At 72.9% G+C, this 23,329-nt stretch carries 22 protein-coding genes; 11 read left to right on the forward strand and 11 right to left on the reverse strand.

Annotated features, from left to right (window positions below; all coding sequences use genetic code 11):
• Positions 1-235: 235 nt before the first annotated feature.
• Positions 236-1,537, reverse strand: a complete 1,302-nt coding sequence (gene paaK / locus ACF1AG_RS20510; protein ID WP_359605980.1) for a phenylacetate--CoA ligase PaaK — start codon at positions 1,535-1,537, stop codon at positions 236-238.
• A gap of 298 nt (positions 1,538-1,835) precedes the next feature.
• On the opposite strand from paaK, the gene ACF1AG_RS20515 reads away from it, so the two are divergent.
• From ACF1AG_RS20515 to ACF1AG_RS20525, 3 genes are all read left to right on the forward strand, one after another.
• Positions 1,836-2,078 (forward strand): DUF397 domain-containing protein, encoded by a 243-nt coding sequence (locus ACF1AG_RS20515; RefSeq protein WP_359605978.1) that lies wholly within the window; start codon positions 1,836-1,838, stop codon positions 2,076-2,078.
• A 115-nt stretch (positions 2,079-2,193) separates the two neighbouring features.
• Positions 2,194-3,102 carry a universal stress protein gene (locus tag ACF1AG_RS20520; RefSeq protein ID WP_391810158.1) on the forward strand — a complete coding sequence of 303 codons (909 nt, stop codon included), beginning with the start codon at positions 2,194-2,196 and terminating at the stop codon, positions 3,100-3,102.
• A 90-nt stretch (positions 3,103-3,192) separates the two neighbouring features.
• Positions 3,193-3,690: a hypothetical protein gene (locus tag ACF1AG_RS20525; protein WP_359605974.1), complete on the forward strand. Its 498-nt coding sequence runs from the start codon at positions 3,193-3,195 to the stop codon at positions 3,688-3,690.
• Positions 3,691-3,768: 78 nt separating this feature from the next.
• On the opposite strand, the gene ACF1AG_RS20530 is transcribed toward ACF1AG_RS20525, so the two are convergent.
• Positions 3,769-5,733, reverse strand: a complete 1,965-nt coding sequence (locus ACF1AG_RS20530) for an N-acetylmuramoyl-L-alanine amidase (protein ID WP_391810159.1) — start codon at positions 5,731-5,733, stop codon at positions 3,769-3,771.
• A gap of 484 nt (positions 5,734-6,217) precedes the next feature.
• Complete coding sequence (locus ACF1AG_RS20535; RefSeq protein WP_359603485.1) at positions 6,218-7,357, reverse strand: aminoglycoside phosphotransferase family protein; 1,140 nt, start codon at positions 7,355-7,357, stop codon at positions 6,218-6,220.
• Positions 7,358-7,592: 235 nt separating this feature from the next.
• Here ACF1AG_RS20535 and ACF1AG_RS20540 point away from each other — a divergent pair, with 235 nt between their 5' ends.
• On the forward strand, positions 7,593-9,083 hold the full coding sequence (locus tag ACF1AG_RS20540) for a hypothetical protein (protein WP_391810160.1): 1,491 nt from the start codon (positions 7,593-7,595) through the stop codon (positions 9,081-9,083).
• A 48-nt stretch (positions 9,084-9,131) separates the two neighbouring features.
• On the opposite strand, the gene ACF1AG_RS20545 is transcribed toward ACF1AG_RS20540, so the two are convergent.
• Both ACF1AG_RS20545 and ACF1AG_RS20550 read right to left on the reverse strand, forming a co-directional pair.
• A complete protein-coding gene (locus ACF1AG_RS20545) occupies positions 9,132-10,547 on the reverse strand; it encodes a SpoIIE family protein phosphatase (protein ID WP_359603481.1) in 1,416 nt (471 codons plus the stop codon).
• A 319-nt stretch (positions 10,548-10,866) separates the two neighbouring features.
• Positions 10,867-11,961 (reverse strand): chemotaxis protein, encoded by a 1,095-nt coding sequence (locus ACF1AG_RS20550; protein WP_391810161.1) that lies wholly within the window; start codon positions 11,959-11,961, stop codon positions 10,867-10,869.
• Positions 11,962-12,072: 111 nt separating this feature from the next.
• On the opposite strand from ACF1AG_RS20550, the gene ACF1AG_RS20555 reads away from it, so the two are divergent.
• The gene (locus ACF1AG_RS20555) at positions 12,073-12,477 is read left to right on the forward strand and encodes a hypothetical protein (RefSeq protein ID WP_359603478.1); all 405 of its coding nucleotides are present in this window, start codon (positions 12,073-12,075) and stop codon (positions 12,475-12,477) included.
• A 42-nt stretch (positions 12,478-12,519) separates the two neighbouring features.
• On the opposite strand, the gene ACF1AG_RS20560 is transcribed toward ACF1AG_RS20555, so the two are convergent.
• Positions 12,520-14,163, reverse strand: a complete 1,644-nt coding sequence (locus tag ACF1AG_RS20560) for an alpha/beta hydrolase (RefSeq protein ID WP_359603476.1) — start codon at positions 14,161-14,163, stop codon at positions 12,520-12,522.
• Positions 14,164-14,435: 272 nt separating this feature from the next.
• Between ACF1AG_RS20560 and ACF1AG_RS20565 the strand changes: the two genes are divergently transcribed.
• A complete protein-coding gene (locus ACF1AG_RS20565; protein WP_359603474.1) occupies positions 14,436-15,104 on the forward strand; it encodes a chaplin in 669 nt (222 codons plus the stop codon).
• Between the two features lie 76 nt (positions 15,105-15,180).
• Here ACF1AG_RS20565 and ACF1AG_RS20570 read toward each other — a convergent pair whose 3' ends face one another.
• Positions 15,181-15,666 carry a nucleoside deaminase gene (locus ACF1AG_RS20570; RefSeq protein WP_359603472.1) on the reverse strand — a complete coding sequence of 162 codons (486 nt, stop codon included), beginning with the start codon at positions 15,664-15,666 and terminating at the stop codon, positions 15,181-15,183.
• A gap of 82 nt (positions 15,667-15,748) precedes the next feature.
• Between ACF1AG_RS20570 and ACF1AG_RS20575 the strand changes: the two genes are divergently transcribed.
• Positions 15,749-16,546 carry a GNAT family N-acetyltransferase gene (locus tag ACF1AG_RS20575; protein WP_387796970.1) on the forward strand — a complete coding sequence of 266 codons (798 nt, stop codon included), beginning with the start codon at positions 15,749-15,751 and terminating at the stop codon, positions 16,544-16,546.
• Positions 16,547-16,651: 105 nt separating this feature from the next.
• Here the strand turns inward: ACF1AG_RS20575 and ACF1AG_RS20580 are convergent, their stop codons facing one another.
• Together ACF1AG_RS20580 and ACF1AG_RS20585 are read right to left on the reverse strand one after the other, a co-directional pair.
• Positions 16,652-16,915, reverse strand: coding sequence for a GlsB/YeaQ/YmgE family stress response membrane protein (locus ACF1AG_RS20580; protein WP_354758925.1), 264 nt, complete (start codon positions 16,913-16,915; stop codon positions 16,652-16,654).
• A gap of 126 nt (positions 16,916-17,041) precedes the next feature.
• A complete protein-coding gene (locus tag ACF1AG_RS20585) occupies positions 17,042-17,485 on the reverse strand; it encodes an SPW repeat protein (protein WP_359603468.1) in 444 nt (147 codons plus the stop codon).
• 339 nt (positions 17,486-17,824) lie between these two features.
• On the opposite strand from ACF1AG_RS20585, the gene ACF1AG_RS20590 reads away from it, so the two are divergent.
• The 4 genes from ACF1AG_RS20590 (at position 17,825) to ACF1AG_RS20605 (ending at position 21,821) form a co-directional block, all read left to right on the forward strand.
• Positions 17,825-18,730 carry a glycoside hydrolase family 19 protein gene (locus ACF1AG_RS20590; protein ID WP_387796968.1) on the forward strand — a complete coding sequence of 302 codons (906 nt, stop codon included), beginning with the start codon at positions 17,825-17,827 and terminating at the stop codon, positions 18,728-18,730.
• Between the two features lie 92 nt (positions 18,731-18,822).
• Positions 18,823-20,199 carry a phospholipase gene (locus tag ACF1AG_RS20595; protein WP_391810162.1) on the forward strand — a complete coding sequence of 459 codons (1,377 nt, stop codon included), beginning with the start codon at positions 18,823-18,825 and terminating at the stop codon, positions 20,197-20,199.
• A 101-nt stretch (positions 20,200-20,300) separates the two neighbouring features.
• Positions 20,301-20,693 carry a VOC family protein gene (locus ACF1AG_RS20600; RefSeq protein WP_359603465.1) on the forward strand — a complete coding sequence of 131 codons (393 nt, stop codon included), beginning with the start codon at positions 20,301-20,303 and terminating at the stop codon, positions 20,691-20,693.
• A gap of 48 nt (positions 20,694-20,741) precedes the next feature.
• Positions 20,742-21,821, forward strand: coding sequence for an adenosine deaminase (locus ACF1AG_RS20605; RefSeq protein WP_387796964.1), 1,080 nt, complete (start codon positions 20,742-20,744; stop codon positions 21,819-21,821).
• Here the strand turns inward: ACF1AG_RS20605 and ACF1AG_RS20610 are convergent.
• Both ACF1AG_RS20610 and ACF1AG_RS20615 read right to left on the reverse strand, forming a co-directional pair.
• Entirely contained in the window at positions 21,803-22,318 is a 516-nt protein-coding gene (locus tag ACF1AG_RS20610; protein WP_359744606.1) for a DUF664 domain-containing protein, read from the reverse strand. The genes ACF1AG_RS20605 and ACF1AG_RS20610 overlap by 19 nt on opposite strands.
• A gap of 14 nt (positions 22,319-22,332) precedes the next feature.
• Positions 22,333-23,229, reverse strand: a complete 897-nt coding sequence (locus ACF1AG_RS20615; RefSeq protein WP_391810163.1) for a LysR substrate-binding domain-containing protein — start codon at positions 23,227-23,229, stop codon at positions 22,333-22,335.
• Positions 23,230-23,329: the final 100 nt, after the last annotated feature.

Genomic DNA, 23,329 nt, shown 5'->3' on the forward strand with positions numbered 1-23,329 from the left:
ACTTTCCTGTCAGGGGTGCCGGATGTCAATGGCTGTGGACAGAGGAGCATGAGGCGCAGAAGGCCGTCGAACTGCCCCACCTCGCCCTGGACCGGCCGACCGTCGAACAGCTCGCCCTGCCGGACGTGTTCACGCCCGAGGAGCTGGACCGGCCGGTCACCGCCGCGGCCGAGCGGATCGTGACGGATGAGCGCATCCTGGCCGACGAGCGGTGACCCCGGCCTCCGGGTGAGGATCAGCCGCGCCGCTCCCGCAGATCCACGATCCGCCGGATCTTGCCCACCGATCGCTCCAGCGACTCGGGGTCGACGATCTCCGCCCCGACCGAGACGCCGATGCCGTCCTTCACCGCCTGCACGATCGACCGGGCCGCCGCCTCACGGGTCGCCGCGTCCGCATCCGGACGGGCCTCCGCGCGCACCGTCAACGCGTCCATACGGCCGCTCGTCGTCAGCCGCAACTGGAAGTGCGGCGCCACGCCCGGCGTGCGCAGCACGATCTCCTCGATCTGTGTGGGGAAGAGGTTCACCCCGCGCAGGATCACCATGTCGTCGCTGCGCCCGGTCACCTTCTCCATGCGCCGGAACACCCTGGCCGTGCCCGGCAGCAACCGGGTCAGGTCCCGCGTCCGGTAGCGGACGATCGGCATGGCCTCCTTGGTGAGCGAGGTGAACACCAGCTCGCCCTGCTCGCCCTCGGGCAGCACCTCGCCGGTGATCGGGTCGACGACCTCCGGGAAGAAGTGGTCCTCCCAGACGTGCAGCCCGTCCTTGGTCTCCACGCACTCCTGGGCGACGCCCGGGCCTATCACCTCGGACAGGCCGTAGATGTCCACCGCGTCGATCGCGAACCGCTCCTCGATCTCCCGCCGCATGTCCTGGGTCCACGGCTCGGCGCCGAAGACGCCCACCCGCAGCGACGTGGAGCGCGGGTCCACGCCCTGCCGCTCGAATTCGTCGAGCAGGGTGAGCATGTAGGACGGGGTCACCATGATGATGGACGGCTGGAGGTCCTGGATCAGCGTGACCTGACGTGACGTCATCCCGCCGGACGCGGGGATCACCGTGCAGCCGAGCCGCTCGGCGCCGTAGTGCGCGCCCAGCCCGCCCGTGAACAGGCCGTACCCGTACGCGATGTGCGCGATGTCGCCGGGCCTGCCGCCCGCCGCGCGCAGCGACCGGGCGACCATGTCGGCCCACATGGACAGGTCGTTCTCCGTGTAGCCCACGACCGTGGGGCGGCCGGTGGTGCCGCTGGAGGCGTGCAGCCGGCGGATCCGCTCCTGTGGGACGGCGAACATCCCGTACGGGTAGTTCGCCCGCAGGTCCGCCTTGGTGGTGAAGGGGAAGCGGGACAGGTCGGACAGTGAACGGCAGTCGTCCGGGTGGACGCCCGCCTTGTCGAAGGACTCCCGGTAGAACGGCACGTTCTCGTACGCGTGCCGCAAGGAGTTCCGCAGCCGCTCCAGCTGGAGGGCCCGCAACCCGTCGAGGTCGAGCCGCTCCGCCGGGTCCAGCAGGTCCGCCGCCTGAGTCATCAGGACCTTCCCTTCACCATCCCATTCCGGACGACCGATCATTCGGTCGTTTGCGTCGGGCCCCAGTAACGCAGCCGACCACCCTCCGGTGCAAGAGCCGGGCCTGCACTTCTCCCGGCGGATGGTGTCAGGGACACGGCGACCGCGACGCCCTGAGGGGCGCGGGGAACTGCGCGACAGGCTCCCACCGGCCCGCAGCCGTCACCGGCGCCCTTCCCACATCCCCCTTCCGCGGCCTGTCCGCAGGACAAACCCCTCGCTAGGCTGGCCGCCGACGGCAACAGGGAGGAGCACGGACGTGGCCGAGAGCACCACCCAGCGGCGCCCGCTCACAGGCTGGGACAAGCCCGAGCTGGACCTCAGCAACGCACAGTGGCAGTCCGGCAGCAAGGGTCTGGGCGACGTCCAGATCGCCTTCGTGGAGGGCTTCATCGCCATGCGCAACAGCGGCCGGCCGGAAAGCCACTCCCTGATCTTCACCCCTGCGGAGTGGGGCGCCTTCGTGTCGGGCGCACGGGAGGGCGACTTCGACCTGACCTGACGCGCACCGCCCGGCGACGTGTGCCGCGCGTTTTTCCGGACACGCGATCAGCAGAAAGCCGCGCCGGACCGTGAGGGACGGCGTGGACCCGATGCCGTATCCGGAGGCGAGGCACATGGACGACCAGCCGGTGGTCGCCGCGGTGGACGGTTCCACGGACGGACTGCGCGCCCTGGAGTGGGCCCTGGACGCCGCCCGGCGGCACAGGGCCACCCTGCGCGTCCTGCACGTCCGCGCGGACCCGCTCCGCACCCGGCAGGACCCGCAGGACACCGGGCCGCCCGACGCGGACGAGGACCCGGTGCTCGCGCAGGCCCGCGCCCGGGTGGACGAACTGGGCGGCACGCCGTCCGCCGAGTACGTCGTCACCGAGGGAATGCCGAGCGCGCTGCTGCCCGAGACCGGCACGGAGGCCCGGCTGCTGGTACTGGGCTCGCGGGGCCGTGGAGGCTTCACCAGCCTGCTGCTCGGCTCGAACTCCCTGGCCGCCGCCAGGGACGCCGGATGCCCGGTCGTGGTGGTGCCCCGGCCGGGACGCGGCGGCGAGGAGCGCGAGGAGTCGCCGGTGCACCGGGAAGGCCCCGTGGTCGTCGGGACGAGCGCCGACAGCCCCGACACGGCGACGCTGGACTTCGCCTTCACCGAGGCCGCCCTGCGCCGCTCCGGCCTGCGGGTCGTGACCGCCTACCCGTGGCCGCTGCAGACGATGCTGCTGCCCGGCGAGGTGGCGCCCGCGCAGGTCGACCAGGAGGCCGTGGAGCACGAGACGCGCGTCCTCGCCGAGGGCCTGCTCGCCCCGCTCCGGAAGCAGCACCCGGAAGTCGAAGCCGAGGCCGTCGTGGTGCCCGGGGACGCGGCCGGTCACCTGGTCGGCGAGTCCCGGGACGCCTCACTGGTCGTGGTGGGCCGCCACCGTCGCCGGCTGTTCGCGCCCGCCCGCATGATGGGCTCCGTCACCCAGGCGGTCCTGCTGCACGCGCACAGCCCGGTCGCGGTGGTCCCGCCCGCACCCGCCGAGGAGTGAGCGGGAAGCCCCGGACCGGGCGGGCGGACGAGGACCGCGGGGCTCCCGTCCGACCGTCCGAACCGGGCTTCGGCCACGTACCATGGCGGCATGTCGTTCCTCCGCCGCCGAAGCGCCACACCCGCCGGGCCCGAATTCGACGTACTGGCCATGGACCCGGGCGACTGGCCCGGCAACCTGGGCGCGGGTCTGCTGCCCGCCCCCGACGGAACCTGCCAGGGCGTTTTCCTGCGCTACGACCTGTTCGGCGGCCGCGGTCCCGCGATGATCATCGGCAACCTCCCCGAGGGCTCACCTGCGCGTGACGTCCCCGAGGGCGAGGTGCCCTTCGAGGTCGGTCAGCTGCTGCTGGCGCTGGAGAACGACGAGGAGGTCACCGTCGCCTCCACGGAGGACGTGCCCGTGATGCAGGGCGACAACCTGCTGATCGTGCGCCGCGTCAAGCTGTCCGAGAGCCGGATCTCCTGCGTGCAGTTCGACCGCAGCGACAACGTCCTGGTGACCATCGCCGCCTGGGACCGCCCGATCACCGACGACCTGTACGCCCTCCTCAAGCCGCTGCCGGCGGAGCTGTTCCAGCAGGGCTGACCCTACTCACGGACGATGACGGGCGCCCCCGGACCGCAGAGGTCCGGGGGCGCCCGTCGTGTGGTGCGCGCTCCCGTGTTACGACGGCACCACCGTCACGTCCGCGGCCCGCACGAAGCCGACGCGGTGGCCGAACTGGATCTCGTAGTACTGGTCCTTGCCGCGCACCACCTGGTGCGAGGCCGCGTCGAAGGTCACCGCGTAGTAGTACTCGCCCGGCACCTTGCCGCCGGTCACGTACCGCTGCCCGGCGAGCACCTTGTACGGCAGCGGCGACACCGTCTGCGCCGGCACCCCCTCCGGGTAGGCCGCCGCCTCCGGGTACGCGCGCCCGTACACGGGGACGGTGTCCAGGCCCTTGCGCGGGGTGATCACCTTGGCCTTGGCGGGCACGGCGGTGGGCTTCTCCGCCGGGTTCCGGAACCAGGCCTTCTGGCCGAGGTACCAGATCGCCGTCCAGTCGCCCCAGCGGTCCGCCACGGCGTACTGCTGGCCCGTGGACACCCGCGAGGACAGGTCGTTCACCCCGGTGGTGGGCGTGGAGCCGAGGCCGATGTCCTTGATGAGCGGGGAGTTCACGTCGTGGTCCGAGTACAGCCTCACCGCGCTCGACCCGTGCGGGGCGCAGGGCTCCCCGGCGGTCTCGCAGCCGGTGAACACCGGCCGGTGGGTGTCGTAGTCGGGCCGGATCGTGACGGCGCCGGCGTTCTTCGCGCCTGAGGCCTCGAGCGGGGCGCCGAGCAGTTCGAAGTAGTGGCGCCAGTCCCAGTACGGGCCGGGGTCGGTGTGCATGCCCGGGATGGTGGCCGTGGTGGTGCCCGGCACCGTGTCGTGGCCGAGGATGTGCTGCCGGTCCAGCGGGATGCCGTGCTTGTCGGACAGGTACTTCACCAGCCGCGCCGAGGAGCGGTACATGGCCTCCGTGTACCAGGCGTCCGGGTCGGTGAGGAAACCTTCGTGCTCCAGGCCGATCGACGCCGCGTTGACGTACCAGTTGCCCGCGTGCCAGGCGACGTCCTTCGCCTTCACGTGCTGGGCGATGTGGCCGTCGGTGGAGCGCAGGCTGTACTGCCACGACACGTACGTCGGGTCCTGGACCATGTCGAGGACGCCCTCCCAGGCGCCCTCCGTGTCGTGCACGACGATGTACCGGATCCGCTGCGAGGCGGGACGGTTCCCCAGGTCGTGGTTGCCGTAGTCGCCGTCGCCGAACTCCTCGTACGGCGCCGGGATCCACTCGCAGGACACCGTCCGCGGGCACTCCGTGCCGGCCGCGGAACCCTTGCGCAGCCCGGCGCGCTCCAGCGCCGACGGATCGGGCGCCAGATCCGGGCTCGCGTCCAGGGCGACCCGCTGCCCGGCGTCCGTGACCCGTTCCTCGCCGTCCCTGATCACCGCGAACACCTCGTTCGCGTACGCGGTCGCCGAGGCGCGGTCGTCGGCGCCGGAGAACAGCGCCACCGCCCCGAACCAGTCGGCCGGGTCGTCGCTGGCCGGCGCGCCCAGCCGGCGCTGCGCCTCGGCCAGCAGGGCGGCGCCGCCCGCCACGTTCGCCGCCGGGTCCTCGCGCAGCGTCCCGGCGTCCAGCCCGGTCAGCCGGGCCGCCCTCGGCAGGGTCGTCAGCCGGTCCGGCAGCTTCGCGGTGTCCGGGCCGAGCTCCGAGGGGCGCAGCGCGGGACGGGCGTCGTCGCCGCGCGGGTCCTCGGCGCCGGTGGAGTGGTGCCCGGCGGAGGCGAGCGCGGTCCGGGCGTCGGTCAGGTGCATCGGCCCGTAGCCACCGGTGACGCTCGGGGCGCCGCCGTGCGCGTCCCAGCGGGACTGCAGGTAGGAGACGCCCAGCAGCACGCTCTGCGGGACGTCGTACGCGGCCGCCGCGGAGGCGAACGCCTGTTGCAGCCGGGCGGTGGCCGGCGGGGCCGGGTCGGGCGCCGCGCCCAACAGGGGCAGCGTCAACGCGGCTGCGGCCAGGGCGCCGAGGGCGCCCCGGACGGCGCGTCGGGACGGCCCGGCCGCATGGCCGGGCTCGGTGGCGAGATCTCGCAATGCAGCCTCCTGTGGACGGTCGTGCGACCCGTCAGTGGTACCGGCAGGCCGATGATCCGTCAATCATGCCCAGGAGGGCGAGAATTACCTTGTCAATCGGGGTGTGGCGAGATTTCGTGGCGGGTCCCGGCGGACCTGCGGCGCGTCACCGGTCTATACCGGTGGCACGCCCCCGCGACGCCCGCGCCCTGGCTGTATACCGATGCCGGGAGACGGCCCCCGTGCCCACTGGAGAGGCCGCCTACGGCAGTCGTGCCGATGCCGAGGGACGGCCCGCAGGCACGCTGCGAGGGTGGGCGCCCGAAGGGTGCCGCCGCTTCGTCGAGCCGGCCGCGCGTTCCCGCGCCTGCGGTCGGCGTCGGGCCGGCGCCCTGACGGCTCCGTCGCTGTCGCGGCGGTCGAGGTGCGCGGCGCCCGTCACGGGCCTCCGGCCGTGCCGGAGATCAGGACCCGCACGGGTGCGCCAGCCGCAGCGGCCGTCGGCTCAGCGGGTGCCGACCGCCGCGCGCACGGCCTTCCGGGCCATCTGGCAGTCGTCGTGCAGCCGGCGCAGCAGCAGCCTCTGCTCCTCACCGGACGGCGTGCCACCCGGCTGGCCCCCCGCGGGCGCCGGCGCCGACTCGTGCATCGAACGCTGCACGGCCGTCTCGTAGGTGCGGATCTCCCGGGTCAGTACGAGCATGAGGTTCACCAGGAACGCGTCGCGCGAGGCGGGGCCCGCCGACTGGGCGATCTGGCTGATCTGACGCCGGGCCGCCGGGGCGTCCCCGAGCACCGACCACAGCGTCGCCAGGTCGTAGCCCGGCAGGTACCAGCCCGCGTGCTCCCAGTCCACCAGCACCGGACCGGCCGGTGAGATCAGGATGTTGGAGAGCAGCGCGTCGCCGTGGCAGAACTGGCCCATGCCCTGCCGGCCCGCCGCCACGGCGATGCCGTGCAACAGCTTCTGCAGGTCCCCGAGGTCCCGGTCGGTGAGCAGACCCAGCTCGTGGTACCGGTTGATCCGGGCCGCGTAGTCCAGCGGCGCGTCGAACGTCCCGGCGGGCGGCCGCCAGGAGTTGAGCCGGCAGATCGCGCCGAGTGCCGCCCTGATGTCCGCCCGGGGTGGCGCCTCCACCGGGTGCCGCTGGAGCGCCACCACCCGGCCGGGCAGGCGCTCGATGACCAGCGTGCAGTTGTCCGGGTCCGCTGCGATCAGCCGGGGCGCCCGCACGGGCGGACGCTGCCGGACGAACGAGCGGTATGCCGCTATTTCGTGCCGGATGCGCTCGCTCCAGGCGGGGGAGTGGTCCAGTAAGCACTTGGCGACCGCCGTGCTGCGGCCCGTCGTGCCGACCAGGAGGACCGACCGGCCGGTGCGGCGCAGCACCTGGACCGGCGCGAACTCCGGACAGATGCGGTGCACCGACGCGAGCGCCGTGCGCAGTTGCGCGCCCTGTGCGCCGGACAGGTCGAGCCTCCCGCTGAGCGGCTGGTTGCCCGGTCCCGCGAGACGCCGTGCGTTGCCCGCGCCGAGCACAGGGGCGGCCGCCGGGCGTGCGGGGGCGAGGTAGGGGCCGCTGTCCGACGGACGCGCACGCAGCGGCCGGGGCGGGGCGGACACGGAGGACGATGCTGCGTACATGGGTGATACAGATCCCTTCGTGTGCCTGCGACGTCAGCGCACCACCCAACCCGGCCGCCCGGCCGCACCCTGGGGGAATGCCCCTGCGGCGACGGGGTCGTGGTGGCGCGTTCCTACTCGACACCCGAGGGCCCCTGGCACACCATCTGGCGGACCCTGGCGAACCCTGGCGAATAGTCGCCCGGCACTGCCCACCGGGCTACTGTCAACTCAGCCGAGAACCTGGGGGCTTGACGTGAGCGGACAACCCAACACCCGGCTCGCGGACCTGTTCGGCCTGGCCGGCTGGTCCAAGGGCGAACTCGCGAGGCTGGTGAACCGGCAGGCGGCGGCCATGGGCCATCCGCAGCTGGCGACCGACACCTCCCGGGTGCGGCGGTGGATCGACATGGGAGAGATCCCGCGCGATCCGGTGCCGCGGGTGCTGGCGGCTCTGTTCACCGAGCGTCTCGGCCGTGTCGTGACCATCGAGGATCTCGGTCTGGTCCGGCACGGGCGTACGGGGAAACGGCCACGCGCCGGGAGTGCGGAACATCCCGACGGAATGCCGTGGGCGCCCGAGCGGACGGCCGAGGTCCTCACCGAATTCACGGGAATGGACCTCATGCTCAACCGACGCGGCCTGGTGGGTGCGGGCGCCGCCCTCACCGCGGGCTCCGCACTCAGCAGCGCCATGCACGACTGGCTGCACACCGATCCGGCTCTCACCGCAGACGCCCCCCGCCTGCACGATCCCCTGCACGCCGAACCCGCCGGGTTCGACCGCTACGAGGCCGCCCCCATCGGGTCGCAGGAGATCGAGGAACTGGAGCGCTCCGTGGAGGTGTTCCGTGCCTGGGACGCCGCCCGCGGCGGCGGCCTCCAGCGCAAGGCGGTCGTGGGACAGCTCAACGAGGTGGGCGGCATGCTCGCCTACCACCATCCGCCCCATCTCCAGCGGCGCCTGTGGGGCGTCGCCGCCAACCTGGCGGTCCTCGCCGGCTGGATGTCGCACGACGTCGGCATGGAACCGACGGCGCAGAAGTACTTCGTCATCGCCGCCCACGCGGCACGGGAGGGCGGCGACCGCCCGCGCGCCGGCGAGGCACTGTCCCGCGCGGCCCGTCAGATGGTGCACCTGGGCAAGCCCGACGAGGCGCTCGACCTGATGAAACTCGCCCAGTCCGGCTCGGGCGAGCGGGTGCTGCCGCGCACCCGCGCCATGTTCCACACCATCGAGGCGTGGGCGCAGGCGTCCATGGGCAAGGGCCAGGCGATGCGCCGCACCCTCGGCCGGGCGGAGGACCTGTTCGTCTCGGACAAGGAGGACGCGCCGCCGCCGAACTGGATGCAGCTGTTCAACGAGGCGGACCTGTACGGCATGCAGGCCCTCGCCTACCGCACGCTCGCGGAGTTCGAGCCGGGCGCGGCCGTCCACGCCCAGCACTACGCGGACAAGGCGCTGGCGCTGCGGGTGGACGCCCAGCAGCGGTCGAAGATCTTCGACTTCCTGTCGATGGCCTCCGCGTGCTTCATCGCCGACGATCCCGAGCAGGCCGACCGCTTCGCGCGGCTCGCCCTGGTGTCGATGGGCCAGAACTCCTCGCGCCGCACCTGGGACCGGCTGCGCCAGATGTACCGGCTGACCGCCGAGTACTCCTCGTACCCGAGGATCCAGGAGCTGCGGGAGGAGATCGAGCTGGCGCTGCCCAGGCCGCGGGGCAAGGGCGGGACCGCGAAGGCCTGAGGGGCACGCGGCCCTCGTCAGGGGTCACTTGTCACGTGCGCGCCCCTGTCAGGAGGCGACGCGCGCCACCAGCACACAGGCGTGCTCCGCACGCTCTCCTTCACCGAACTCCCGTACGACCTCCCGGACGCAGTCCTGGGCGGAACGGCCCCCGGCGAACCGGGGCGCCAGGGCGAGGAGCCGGTGGACGACGGCCGTCCCGGTGTGCCCGGGCACCAGGCCGTCGGTGTGCAGCAGAAGCAGGTCACCGACCTCGAGGGTCTCCTCGGCCTGCTCGTGTGCGGAGCCCGGGGCGGCGCCCAGCAGCGTCCCCCGCGGCGCGTCGAGCGCCCGCCCCGCCCGGCCGCGGTAGAGCAGCGGGGCGGGGTGGCCGGCCCGCGCCCACACCGCGGTGCGGGTGTCGTGCCGGTAGCGCAGGCAGACGGCGCCGGCCAGGACCGGCTGGGCGGTGGTGTCGAGCAGCCGGTCGAGGCAGTCGAGGAGGGGGCCGGGCGCGGTGCCGGCCAGCGCCATGCCCCGTACGGCGCCCAGCAGCATGGCCACACCGGACGCGGCGCCCACGCCCTGTCCGGTGAGCTCGCCGACGCCCAGCAGGGTCGCTTCGTCGGACAGTTCGAGGGCGTCGTACCAGTCGCCGCCGACCGACGCGTGCGTGGAGGGCGGCAGATGGGCGGCGGCCACGTCCAGGGCGCGCGGGCCGCGCCGCGGGAACCGCAGGGAGCCGTGCCACGCCGGTCGCACGGCCTCCTGCAGTTCGACCGCGAGCCGGTGCTCACTCCGTGCGGCGGCGTGTCGGTGCCGGTGCAGCGAGTCACGGGTCTCGCTCACCGCCCTTCGGCAGCGGCGCAGTTCGCTGACGTCGCGCAGGACCGCCCACATGGAGACGGTGCTCCCGTCGGCGCCGAGCACGGGTTCGCCCATCATGTGCACGGTCCGTATGTCGTCGGCCGCGTGCAGCACGCGGAACTCCCCGTCGATGGGGTGGCCGTCGACCAGGCAGCCGGTGACCATCCGGGTCAGCCGGGGCCGGTCCTCGTCGCACACGAGGGAGGGCAGTTCGTCGAGGGTGAGCGGGGGAGCGGCCGGGTCGCGGCCGAGGATCCGGTACAGCTCGCCGGACCAGCTCACCGCGTCGGTCAGGAGGTCCCACTCGGCGCTGCCGACCCGGCTGAGCAGGGCGGAGCGGGGCGGGGCCGGCGGCGCGGGCAACTCCTCGGCGGGCGCGGGCGGCGGGTCGTCGCGCAGCTGCGCCAGGTGCTCGTCCAGGTCGTCGAGCTGGTGCATCGCCAGGTCGTACAGCGCCCGGCGCCAGCGCTCCCGGGGGTCCCCCGCGTCGGCCGGGGTGTCGCGGCGGACGGCGTCGACATCGCCCTTGAGCCGCCGGGTCTGCGAGATGAGGGCGTCGACCTGGCCGCCTCCCGGCGGCCGGGAGGCGGGGCGGTCCGCGGAGAGAGGGGACGGCATGACGCACTCCGATGCGGGACGGTACGGCCTTCGGGCGGGCGGAGGGACCGTTACGACTGTTGCACAGCCCGCCACGGCCTGTAAGGGATTTGGCAACACACGATAAGGTGGTGCCTTTGGCATATGCCACCGTCTTCACGGAGTTACCTCGAGGTGATCACGAGATGCCCGTCGGACACCCCAACTCTCATGGTACGCAGGTGAACTGACGGGGCGTCAGGTGCCCCGTCGTGATTCACTCAAACGTTCGAGGATCGGGTGTCAGTTCGACGTCGGGACGCGGTGACCCGGTGATCTCTCCGCGTCCCGACGCCGCCCGTCAGTAGCGCAGCACCGCCGCCATGCCCTGTGCGTCCCCCAGTGCGCCGTCGGGCACGAACCGCACGTCGGCGCCGGTCTCCAGGCATTGCTCGACGATCTCGTCCACGATGTCCTCGCGGGCGTCGAGGTCGTCGTCCTCGGCGACGATCAGATGCTCACCGTCGTCACGGACGGTGATCCGGTAGTTCTCCTCGACGGCCAGCAGCCGGATCCGCCCCTCGCGGGCGTTCTGCCACAGCTCGTCGACACCGGCCGCGAACTCCTTGCGGCTGCGCGCGGACTCCAGCTCCCGCGCCACCTCCTCGGCGCGCTTGCGGTCCTGCTCCTCGAGCGCGGGCCGCACCGCCTGCCACACCATCTCCGGCGTCCCGTGCGCCAGTCCGCCGCGCGGCACCTGCACGGCGTCCTTGCAGACGCCGCCGAACTCGCACAGCAGCGACAGTGCCGCCGGCTCGCCGGTGATGTACAGCTGCCTCGGGTGGGCCCGCACCAGGGACGCCAGCGCCGTCGCCGCCTCCTTCAGGAAGCGACGGGTGTCCTCGTCCCGGTAGTTGCTGGGCTGGTCCCCGACCCGCTCCAGCCGCTCGGGGTCGAAGTTGGGCTCCTCACGGACCAGCGGGAAGCCGCCGGCGTGTTCCTCGACCACCCGGTCCGGGCCGCCGCTCCACAGCGAGGCCCGGTCGGCGGCGACGGACAGCACCCAGAACGGGCGCTCCGCCGTCTGCGCGGAGACCAGGTTGCGGGTCAGGAAGGTGTCCGAGAGCACCACGCGCTCAGGGACGCTGCGCGCCAGCGACCACACCTGGTGCTCGCCGGGGGCGGCGAAGATGACCAGGCCGTCCTCGGCGTGCGCCAGATCGACCTCGGCCAGGGCCCGGTCCAGCTGGGCGGCCACGTCGGCGCGCCGGTCCCGGGGGACCGCGGGATCGGACTCCAGCTTCTTCTTCGCCTCGGCCACCATGGTGCGCAGCCGCACCGCGTCCTCGGTGCTCAGCGGGTCGCGGCGGTGGGTCGGCGTCAGCACCGACACCGCCGGGTAGGGGCGCGGCCGACGGAGTTCGGCGAGGGCGGAGGGACTCAGATCGTGCTCCATGACAGCACCATAGGGCGGAATCCGCGGTAGGGCATTCGGGGCAAAATGCCCGCCGGGCGCGCTGCGGTCCTGCGGGCCGCGGGTGCACGCTGGTGGGGGAGGTGACCGCCGATGGCGCGTTTGGCCGTGGAGCGGGACGCGGACGGGTGGGCCGTCGTCGTCCGGCTGGCGTGGTGGGAGGCGCTGCTCGCCCGCCGCCGCGCGGTACGGGTGCCGCGGGCGTGGGTGGCGGCGGCCGGGGTGGAGCCCGACTGGTGGCGCGCGATGCGCGGTACGCCGGTGGTCGGGCGCTGCCGGCCGGGGCGGTTCTGCGTGGGGGAGCGGGAGCACGTGCTGGGCCGCGACTTCGTCGCCGTACGGGCAGGTGTCCCGGTGGTGGTCCTGGACCTGAGGCCCCCGGCGCCGTTCGTGCGGCTCGCGGTGTCCGTGCCGGACGCGGGGGAGGCCGCCGGGTCGCTGCGGTCCGGCGGGGACGCGGACGAGGAGGACGACGGTGTCGAGGAGGCCTCCGGCTGAGGACGGCGCCGACGGACACTCCGGCCGACGGGACGGCCCGCGTCAGATCCGGTCCTCGTCCTCCGTGCCGCAGGAGCTGCCGCTCGGCGGGAGGGAGCCGTAGAGCAGGAAGTCGTCGACCTTGCGGTGGACGCACTCGGACGAACCGTAGCCCGTGTGGCCCTCGTTGCGGTTGTCCAGCACCACGGCCGACGGACCCAGCCGCCTCGCCGTCTGCTCCGTCCAGTAGTACGGGGTGGCGGGGTCGCCGCGGGTGCCGACCAGCAGCATCTTCGGGGTGTCCAGGTCCTTGACCTTCTCCCGGATGTAGTCGGTCCCCCTGGGACGGCCGTGGCACAGCACCACCTGCGCCAGCCGGTACGGCCCGAACACCGGCGAGGCCTCCTCGTACGCGGCGCGCAAGCGGGCCAGGTCCCCGGTGAGTTGTTTCTCGTCCGGGCGGTCCGGGTCGTCGGCGCAGTTCACCGCCATCAGCGCCGCCGGGAGGTTGTCCAGCGGGACGTCCTCCTCGTCGGCGAGCGGCTCGTCGTCGCGTGCCGGGGCGGGAGCCGGGGACGGCGCGGGCGGCGGGGCGGGCACGGGGGCCGACCCGCCGGACGCGAGGGCCTCCACGCCGCTGGTGTCGCCGTCCTCCATGAGCTGGGCGAGCACCCGCTGGAGCACCGGCCACATCTCCTTGGTGTACAGGCCCTGCGCGATGGCGCCTGCCAGGTCCTGGCCGGTGAACTCGTAGCCGAAGTCGGTCGGCACGGGGGTGTCGTCGAGGGAGCGCACCAGGTCGACGACGTGCTCGCGGGCGGCGCGCGCGTCCTGCCCGAACGGGCAGGCGAGCTCCTCGGTGCACCAGGTGAGGAAGTTCTCCAGCGCCGTCTGCTGCCCGCGCGCGCTGGCCAGACCCTGCTCGGCCAGCGGCTCGGTCAGCGTGTCCACGCCGTCCAAGGCCATCCGGCCCACCTTGTCGGGGAACCGGGCCGCGTACACCGCGCCGAGCCGGGTCCCGTAGGAGAAGCCGAGGTAGTTGAGCTTCTTGTCGCCCAGCGCTTGACGCATCACGTCCAGGTCGCGGGCCACGTCGACGGTGCCCATGTGGGCGAGGACCGGGCCGGAGTGCTTCTCGCACTCGGCCGCCACCTCGCGCAACTGCCGCAGCGCGTCGCGCGGATCGCCCGTCTCCTCGCCGTCGGTCGCCTCCAGCGCACGGCTCGTCGCGTCGGCCCCGCAGCTCACGGGGGAGGAACGGCCCACGCCCCGCGGGTCGAACGACACCACGTCGTAGTCGTCGGTCAGACCGAGGAAGTCCTTGCGGCCGTACGCCAGGCCCTGCACCCCGGAGCCGCCGGGACCGCCGAAGTTCAGCACGACCGAGCCGCGCGGGTCGTCGGAGGACGCGCGGTAACGGGCGAGCGCCAGCTCCAGGCTGCCCTTGCCGGGGTCGGCGTAGTCGAGCGGCACGGTGAGCGTCCCGCACTGGAGGTCCTTCGGCAGCTCCGTGCCCTCGCAGGCCGCCCACTCGATCTCCTGGCCGTAGAACCGGCCCAGATCGGGTTCGTCGCGCGCGGTGGCCGTCAGGCCCGTCGCCAGCAGGACCAGCCCGACCGCTCCGGCCGCCGCGCCGCGCCGGAAGGAGGGCGGCAGCGCGTTCGCGTGGTGACCGCCCCGGAATCGCTCGGACAGCTCGCCCAGCATCGAAGCCTCCCAAGGCGCCCGACCGGCGCCCTCGCCCACCATAAGCGGGCCCCGCCCCGCCCGCCCGTCGGCCGTGCGGCGCCGGCGACGGGCCGCGTCCGTGCGTTCGGGCACCGCGAGTTCGACGGACTTTGCCGGAGGTTCGAACCTCGGGACCCCCTATGGGGTGAACCGGCTGCGGCATACGGAGGAGCCATAACCCGGATGCCACGCCCGCGTTCTACCCGGTGGCGGGCGAACGCTCGCGACCAAGTCTGGAAGGCAGGGAACTCATGCGAAGGGTGACCCGAAACGGTGTGATCGCCGTCGCCGCCGCGTCCGGCGCGATGGCCGTGGCGATGCCGGCGTACGCCGATTCCGGGGCGGAGGGCGTCGCGGCCGGGTCGCCCGGAGTGGCGTCCGGGAACAGCGTTCAGCTCCCGGTGCACGTGCCGGTGAACGTGTGCGGGAACACGGTGAACGTGGTGGGCCTCCTCAACCCCGCGGCGGGCAACACCTGCGTCAACGAGGACGTACGGCACGAGGCGGCTGCCGGTTCCTCCAAGGGGACGTCCGGCGCTTCCGGCACGTCGGGCGCGGCCGCCGAGGGCGACGCGCACGGCTCGCCGGGGCTGCTGTCCGGCAACGGCGTTCAGCTCCCGGTGCACGTGCCGGTCAACGTGACGGGGAACAGCGTGAACGTGGTCGGCATCGGCAACCCGTCGACGGACAACAGCTCCGTCAACGACTCCGGCGAGCGCCCGGAGCCCGCGCCCGAGCGGACCGTGCCGGCCCGCACCCTGCCCGCCCCCGTGGAAGAGCAGGAGGCGGCCCCCGCCGAGCAGGTCGCACTCGCCGAGACCGGAGCCGACCACACGGTCCCGGTGCTCGCCACCGGCGCCGCGATGTTCCTGGGCGGAGTCGCCCTGTACCGTCGCGCCCGGCTCCGCACGGGCGTCTGACCGCCCCACGGAAACGCTCCGCCCGCCCCCGCCCCCGGGTCCGCCGCGCGCCGGCCGAACCCGGGGGCGGGTCGCGTCAGCCGTTCCGTCGATGGAACCGCCGGTGCAGGGCGGCGATGTCGTCGGTCAGTTCCGGCACGGGTCCGTCAACGGTGACGTCCGGGGCGATCGCGGAGACCGGCAGCGGCCGCACGGGCGGCTCGGGAACTCCCAGCTCCGCCAGCCAGGACGTCAGCTGCTCGGACGAGGCCACGTACACGATGCGGCCCAGGCCCACCCAGGCGTGGGCGGCGGCGCACATCGGGCAGTGCTCGCCCGAGGTGTAGACGGTGGCGGCGGCCCGCTCCCCGGGCGCCATGTGTGCCGCCGCCCAGCGCGCCAGCTCGAACTCGGGGTGCCGGGTGCGGTCGCCGGAGGCCACCCGGTTGTGGTCCTCGGCGAGCACGGCGCCGTCCCCGGACACCAGCACGGAGCCGAACGGCTCGTCGCCCGCCGCCAGCGCCTCGGCGGCGAGCTCCACGCAGCGGCGCAGGTGGGGCAGTTCGTCGTCCCGTACGGCCATGGTCCCGTCCTTCCTGGGCGGCTTGATCGTCGGCAACGATAATCCCGTTGCCCGGCCGGGAGCCGGATGATGCACTCCCGGCATGCCTGCCACCACCGCACCGGCCGTCCTGCTCGCCCGCTACGACCGTGAGATGCGTCTGCACGCCCGCCCGGACGGACCCGATGTCGTCGTCGAACGCGTCGGCCGGGTGGTCCGCCGCACGGCCCCCGCCCACGGCTGGAACGGAGTCGTGTGGTCCGGCTTCACCGCGGCGCAAGAAGCGGACGAGGCGATCGCCGACCAGATCGCGCACTACACGTCCCGGCGCCTGTCCTTCGAGTGGAAGCTGTACGCGCACGACGAGCCGGCGGACCTGGGCGGCCGCCTCTCGGCGGCCGGTTTCACCGCCGAGCCGGACGAGACGCTGATGGCGGCGGAGACCGACGCGCTCGGCCCGGACAACGCCGTCCCCGACGGCGTACGCGTCGTCCCGGTCACGGACGCGGCCGGCGTCGACCAGGCCGCCGAGGTGCACGAACGCGCCTTCGGCGACGACGCGTCCCGCTTCCGCCGCCAGCTCCTCGACGCCTTGTCCGCCACTCCGGACACGGTCGCCGCCGTCCTCGCCCTCGCGGGTGACGTCCCGGTCAGCGCGGCCCGTATGGAGCTGACCCCCGGCACGAGCTTCGCGGGCCTGTGGGGCGGCGGCACGGTTCCGGAGTGGCGGGGCCGAGGCATCTACCGTGCCCTGGTCACCCACCGGGCCCGCATCGCGGCGGCCCGCGGCTACCGCGTCCTCCACGTGGACGCGTCCCCGCAGAGCCGCCCCATCCTGCGACGCCTCGGTTTCACCCCGCTGACGGTGACGACCCCGTACGTGTACGAGCCGCCCCGGTAGGCCGGGGCGCGGCCGGCCAGGACGCACAAGAGCGGTGACCGGCCCGACGGGGGTGGACACTCACCACCCGTGGGACAGTCACCGCTCCACGGCAAGCCCTCCGCGTCAGCGGTTCAGCTTGGCCCGGTCCAGGGCCGCCACGCCCACCGCCGCGAGCGCGATCTGGATCAGCCACTCCACCCAGTCGACGCCCTTGGTGTCCGCCACGCCGAGGGCCGAAGCGAGGGCCGAGCCGATGAGGGCGGCGGCGATGCCGACGAGGATCGTCCACAGGATGCCGATGCGCTGACGGCCCGGGACGACCAGGCGGCCGAGGACGCCGATCACGATGCCGATGACCAGGGCGCTGATGATGCCGTCGATCTCCATGTCTCCCCTTTCCCTGTCCTCCGCTGAGAAGCGTCTGCCCGCCGGCAGCGGCGGCAGTCGCACAGAAGGGGCCGGTCCGCGAGATCACGCGGACCGGCCGGGGGGAGGGAGAGTCGCCGTGGGTTCCTACGACGCCTTGGATGCCGCCCTGGCCGCCGTGGCGGCGCACGCGGTGCCCAGGATCACGGTGAGGGCGCCGATGACGACGTTGTTCCAGATCACCCCGGCGTCGGGGTTGGTGCCCACGACCCATGGAGAGATGATCATCCAGATGCCCAGCGCGCACATGGCTCCACTGAGGCCGTACATGCGTGAGGGGGCCGCCGTGAACCCGAGGGCCAGCAGACCGATCGCGATGCCGACGATCAGGTTGTGCGTCACGAGCGGTGGCTGACTCGTCGTGTAGTGGAGGATCCACGGTGACACTGCGCAGTAGAGGCCGAGCAGGAACACCGGGCCGTCCACGAAAGCGACGTCACGGCTGCCGAGGACGCGCTCGTAGCGTGCCCGCATCTCCGGTGCATCCGGATGGCTGGAAAGATCTCCACGCTGGTGTGAGACGTTGGCCATGGTCGTCTCCTTTGACTAGCAGGCCTGACCGCGTCTGGGTGCGGTATGCGGTACGCGCCGCGTATGTCCCATTGTGCTCTTATTTCCCCTTTATGTGTAATCGGGGGCGGGGTTCTTTCGCGTCCGCCGGCTGAAGGACTTCCTTCAGCGACATGTACGCGCCACTGTGACTGGTCCAGACCCTTGACTGGTACAGACCAAAGCGCTTGAGTGTGCTGCACACCCCCCACCACGGCCGCCCCCACGCCGTGACCGGCCCCGCCGGCGCGTGCGGGCGAGGTCTCGCCCCGGCATGTCCTCGTCGCGGGAGCGGCCGTGTTCCGCAAAGGAGTTGATCCCTTGTCGAGACGCCGTATCGCCGCCGTCACCGCAGCCCTCGTCCTCGCCGGAAGCGCGCCGATGCTGCTCCCCGCGGCGGCCACCACCGCCTCGGCCGCCACGACGGCCGCGTGTTCCAGTTACCCCGCCTGGGCCGCCGGGCAGTGGTACGAGGCGGGCGCGATCGTCCGCTACACCGACGGCAAGGCGTACATCGCCGAGCACGCCAACCCGGGCTACGACCCGACCATCAGCACCTGGTACTGGGAGCCCTACGCCTGTGACAACGGGCCCGGGACGCCCGTCGGGAACTTCGTCGTGACCGAGGCGCAGTTCAACCAGATGTTCCCGAACCGGAACCCCTTCTACACCTACAGCGGCCTCACCGCCGCGCTCAGCGCCTACCCCGGTTTCGCCAACACCGGCAGCGACACGGTGAAGAAGCAGGAGGCGGCCGCCTTCCTCGCCAACGTCAGCCACGAGACCGGTGGTCTGGTGCACGTGGTGGAGCAGAACCAGGCCAACTACCCGCACTACTGCGACTGGGGACAGCCGTACGGCTGCCCGGCCGGCCAGGCCGCGTATTACGGCCGCGGTCCGATCCAGCTCAGCTGGAACTTCAACTACAAGGCCGCGGGCGACGCGTTGGGCATCGACCTGCTGAACAACCCCTGGCTGGTGCAGAACGACGCGGCCGTCGCCTGGAAGACCGCCCTCTGGTACTGGAACACCCAGTCCGGTCCGGGCAGCATGACCGGCCACGCCGCCATGGTGAACGGGGCCGGCTTCGGCCAGACGATCCGCAGCATCAACGGCACCCTGGAGTGCGACGGCAGGAACCCGGCGCAGGTCCAGAGCCGGGTGACGAAGTATCAGCAGTTCACCCAGATCCTCGGGACGACCCCCGGCGGCAACCTGTACTGCTGACGCGGACGGCGCGACGTGGTGTCATGCACCTGACCGTGACTCCGGGCCCGCCCCGGAGTCACGGCCCGCCCCCTCCGGACGAAGGGAACCGCATGCGCACCCCCCACGCCCTGTTCGCCATCGCCGTCACGACCGCCGCGCTCGCCGCGGCGGCCGTGACGCCCGCGCCCGCCGCGCCCGCCGACGCCGTACCGCGGCCCGGCACGTACTACGTCCAGAACGCCGTCACCGGCCTCAACGCCGCCGACGCCTCCGGGACGGTCGAACAGCACCGCCCGCGCGGCAACGAGGACCGCCAGCAGTGGAGCCTGCGCCCCGACGGCGCCCACCACCTGCTGGAGAACACCGACACCCCCGGCGCCTGCCTCGGACGCGCCGGCGACCGGGCCCGCACCGTCTCCTGCGCTTCCGCCGAGGCGCGCTGGCAGATCACCCCGCTCGGCGCCGACCGGTACGCGCTCGCCGCCCCCGGCACCGACCGGCGCCTCACCGTCGCGCCCAAGCCCGTCGGCGCCACCCACCCCGCTCCGCTGTCGATCGGCGGCGCCGGCGACCTCGCCGCCTGGTACCTCACCCCCGCCGACGCGCCCGGGGGCCCCATGCCGCCCAGGGAGCAGCGCACCCTCGACGAGGTCACGTTCCTCACCGCCCACAACGCCTACGCGAACGGCGTCGACGGCGGTTTCGCCCCGCCCTTCGTCGACCTCTTCCCCAACCAGAGCCGGGGCATCGAACAACAACTCCGTGACGGTGTGCGCGGGTTCATGCTGGACATCCACCAGACGCCGGACGGCGCCATCCTCTGCCACAACAGCTGCACCCTGGTGCGCAGACCCGTCGCCCTGTGGGTCGACCTCCAGCGGATCACCGACTTCCTGCGCGCCCACCCGGACGAGTTCGTCACCGTCTTCCTGGAGGACTACGTCGACCCCGGTGTCCTGCGCGCCGAACTGGACCGCGTACAAGGGCTGTCGGACGTGCTCTACCGCCCCGACCGCACCGGGGTGCGGGAGAACGGCTGGCCCACCATGGGCGAACTGGCCGCTGCCGGACACCGGTTGCTGATCTTCACCGATCACAGCAAGGACGCCGACCGCTCGGCCGGGCTGACCCGGGACACCTTCGGCGTGATGTACCAGCGCGACTGGACCGTCGAGAATCACTGGTCCATGGGCCCGGGCATCGGCTCCTCCGACTGGTCCTGCTACAGCCGATGGTACGACGCGAACACCACGATCCCGCTCACCCGCACCGAGCCCGGCTTCCGGCCCCTCTTCGTCATGAACCACTTCCGGGACGCCGCCGTCGCCTCCACCGCCACCACCGACAACACCAAGCTCGCCGACCGCGCCCGCCGCTTCTGCCAGCCGGCCGCCCGCAAGAAGCCCACCTACCTCGCCGTCGACCGCTACGACCTGGGTGATCCCACGGCCGCCGTCGACGCGCTGAACACCTACACCTACCCGTAGCGGATCTCGTGGTCCCGCCCCGGAAGGGCCGCCGGGGCGGGACTGGCGTTTCCCGCAGTTTTACGTATAACCTCTCCGGTCAACCCCTCCGAGAGGTGACGATGAGACGCATTGCCCTGGTCACCCTCGTCGTCCACGACTACGACGAGGCGATCCGCTTCTACACCGAGGCCCTCGGCTTCCGGCTCGCCGAGGACGCGCCCCGGCCCGACGGCGGCCGCTGGGTCGTCGTCGAGCCGGACGCCGGGCACACCGGCGCCGCGCTGCTGCTGGCCCGCGCCGCGGGGGAGGAGCAGCGGGCCAGGGTGGGCGACCAGACCGGCGGACGTGTGGGCTTCTTCCTGCACACCGACGACTTCGCCCGCGACCACGCCCGCATGACCGCCGCCGGAGTGACCTTCCTGGAGGAGCCGCGCCACGAGCCGTACGGCTCGGTCGCCGTCTTCCAGGACCTCTACGGCAATCGCTGGGACCTGCTCCAGCCCGCCGGCTGACCCGCCACGACCCACCATGCCGAACCACACGCCGAGGAACCGCACGCCATGACATCTACGCGCATAGACGCCGACGTGATCCGTCGCCTCCCGAAGGCGGTCCTGCACGACCACCTCGACGGCGGTCTGCGCCCCGCCACGGTGGTGGAGCTGGCCGGGGCCGTCGGCCACACCCTGCCCACCACCGACCCGGACGAGCTCGCCGCCTGGTACGTGGAAGCCGCCAACTCCGGCGACCTGGTGCGCTACATCGCCACGTTCGAACACACCCTGGCCGTGATGCAGACCCGCGAGGGCCTGCTGCGCACCGCCGAGGAGTACGTCCTCGACCTCGCAGCCGACGGCGTCGTCTACGGCGAGGTCCGCTACGCCCCCGAGCTGAACACCCGCGGCGGGCTCACCATGGCCGAGGTCGTGGAGACCGTCCAGGAAGGGCTGGCCGCCGGCATGGCCAAGGCGGCCGCTGCCGGGACGCCCGTCCGGGTCGGCACGCTGCTGTGCGGCATGCGGATGTTCGACCGGGTCCGCGAGGCCGCCGACCTGGCCGTCGCCTTCCGTGATGCGGGTGTCGTCGGCTTCGACATCGCCGGCGCCGAGGACGGCTTCCCGGCCGCCGACCACCTCGCCGCCTTCGAGCACCTGCGCCGCGAGAACGTGCCGTTCACCATCCACGCGGGCGAGGCCCACGGGCTGCCCAGCATCCACCAGGCCGTCCAGGTGTGCGGCGCCCAGCGCATCGGGCACGGCGTGCGCCTCACCGAGGACATCCCGGACCTCGCGGGCGGCAAGCTCGGCCGGCTCGCCTCCTGGGTCCGCGACCGCCGTATCGCTCTGGAGATGTGCCCGACCTCCAACCTCCAGACCGGCGCCGCGACCTCGATCGCCGAGCACCCGGTCACCCCGCTGAAGGACCTCGGCTTCCGCGTCACCGTCAACACCGACAACCGTCTGGTCTCCGGCACCACCATGACCCGCGAGATGACCCTGCTGGTGGAGCAGGCCGGCTGGACCGCCGAGGACCTGCGCACGGTCACCCTCAACGCGGTGAAGAGCGCGTTCCTGCCGTACGACGAGCGCGTCGCGCTGATCCGGGACGTCGTCCTGCCGGGTTACGACGCGGCGCTCTGAAGCAGCCCCCGGGCGTAGGCGGCCTGTCCGACGTGCTGGAGGTCGTCGGACAGGACGCTGACCAGCCGTACGCCCAGGGTGACCGGCGGGTCCCAGTTCTCGTCCACGACGCGTTCCAGGTCCTTCGCGGTGAGCGTCCGCAGCGCGCCGAGGGTCTGCGCGTGGACGGCGTCGTGGTAGCCGGTCAGCAGGTCGGGGGAGTCCACGCGCACCTCGGCCACCTGCGCCGGGGTGTGCCCGAACCCGGTCGCGCCGCGTGGCAGGCCGAGCCCGAACCGCTTCTCCCAGCCGTCGGCGAGCCACACCTGGTCCAGGCCGAAGGCGTCCGCGACGTGGTCGTCCTGGACCCGGGTGAGATGCCACACCAGCCACGCGACGCTGTTCGCCTCCGGCGTGGGCCGGGCGGCGAGCTCGTCGGGCCCGAGCCCTCCAACGGCGGCGTGGACCTCTTCCCGGATGCGTCCGTAACCTTCGATGAGGATGTCCTTGGCATGCATGCCTCCAGACTCGCTCAGCTTCCGGCGTCACGCGCCCCGGTGTCCAGCAGCTCCATGAGCGCCCGGGCCGCCGGACTCGTGGCGCGCGGCGACGGCACCAGCGCCACCGTCTCGTACGCGGCCTCGCCGGTGTCCTTGAGCGGCAGCGCGGTGAGCGAGGGACGCTTGTGGCGGAAGTGGCGCGGCACCACCGCCACGCCGAGGTTCTCGTCGACCAGGTCGAGCAGGCTGTGCACGTCGTTCACCTCCAGAGCCACCGTGCGCCGTACGCCCGCGACCGCGAACGCCGCGTCGGTGGCGCGGCGCGGCCCCCAGTCGGGGTGGAAGTCGACGAACACCTCGTCGGCCAGGTCCCGCGGGGTGACCGGCGCCCCGGCGCGGGCGAGCAGGTGGTCGGGGTGGCACAGCACCGTCATCGGCTCGCCGGTCAGCGGCACGACGCGCAGCTGGTCCGGTTCGGCGTCGACGCGGTAGGCGAAGGCGAGGTCCAGCCGCCCGGCCGCGACCTCCTCGGCGAGCGCGGCCGAGCCCCACTGGCGCAGCCGTATCTCCACGTCCGGGTGGCGGTGGCGGAACGCGGCGAGCAGCTCCGCCACGTGCACCCCGGCGATGCACTGCTCCGTCCCCACCGCGAGGGTGCCGCGCAGCACCCCCTGCACCGCCGCGACCGCCTCGTGCGCGGCCCGCACCTGTGCCAGGATGCGTTCTGCCTCCGCGAGCAGCGCCCGCCCCGCCTCGGTCAGCGTCACCCTGCGGGTGGTGCGCACGAACAGCGGCGTCTGCAGCTCGCGCTCCAGCGCCCGGATGGACGCCGACAGGCCCGACTGGGAGACCATCAGCCGTTCCGCCGCACGGGTGAAGTGCTGGTCCTCGGCGACGGCCACGAAGTGCTGGAGATGGCGCAGTTCCATGATTGAGAAGCCTAGCCGCTGAATTGCATCGGATTCTTCTGTTGGACCACTCCCCGCAGGTCACGACAGAGTGGACGGGCGGTCCGACGAACCGCCACGA

Origin of the sequence: Streptomyces sp. NPDC014764 (genome assembly GCF_043082785.1) — a bacterium.
GTDB classification, from domain to species: Bacteria; Actinomycetota; Actinomycetes; order Streptomycetales; family Streptomycetaceae; genus Streptomyces; species Streptomyces althioticus.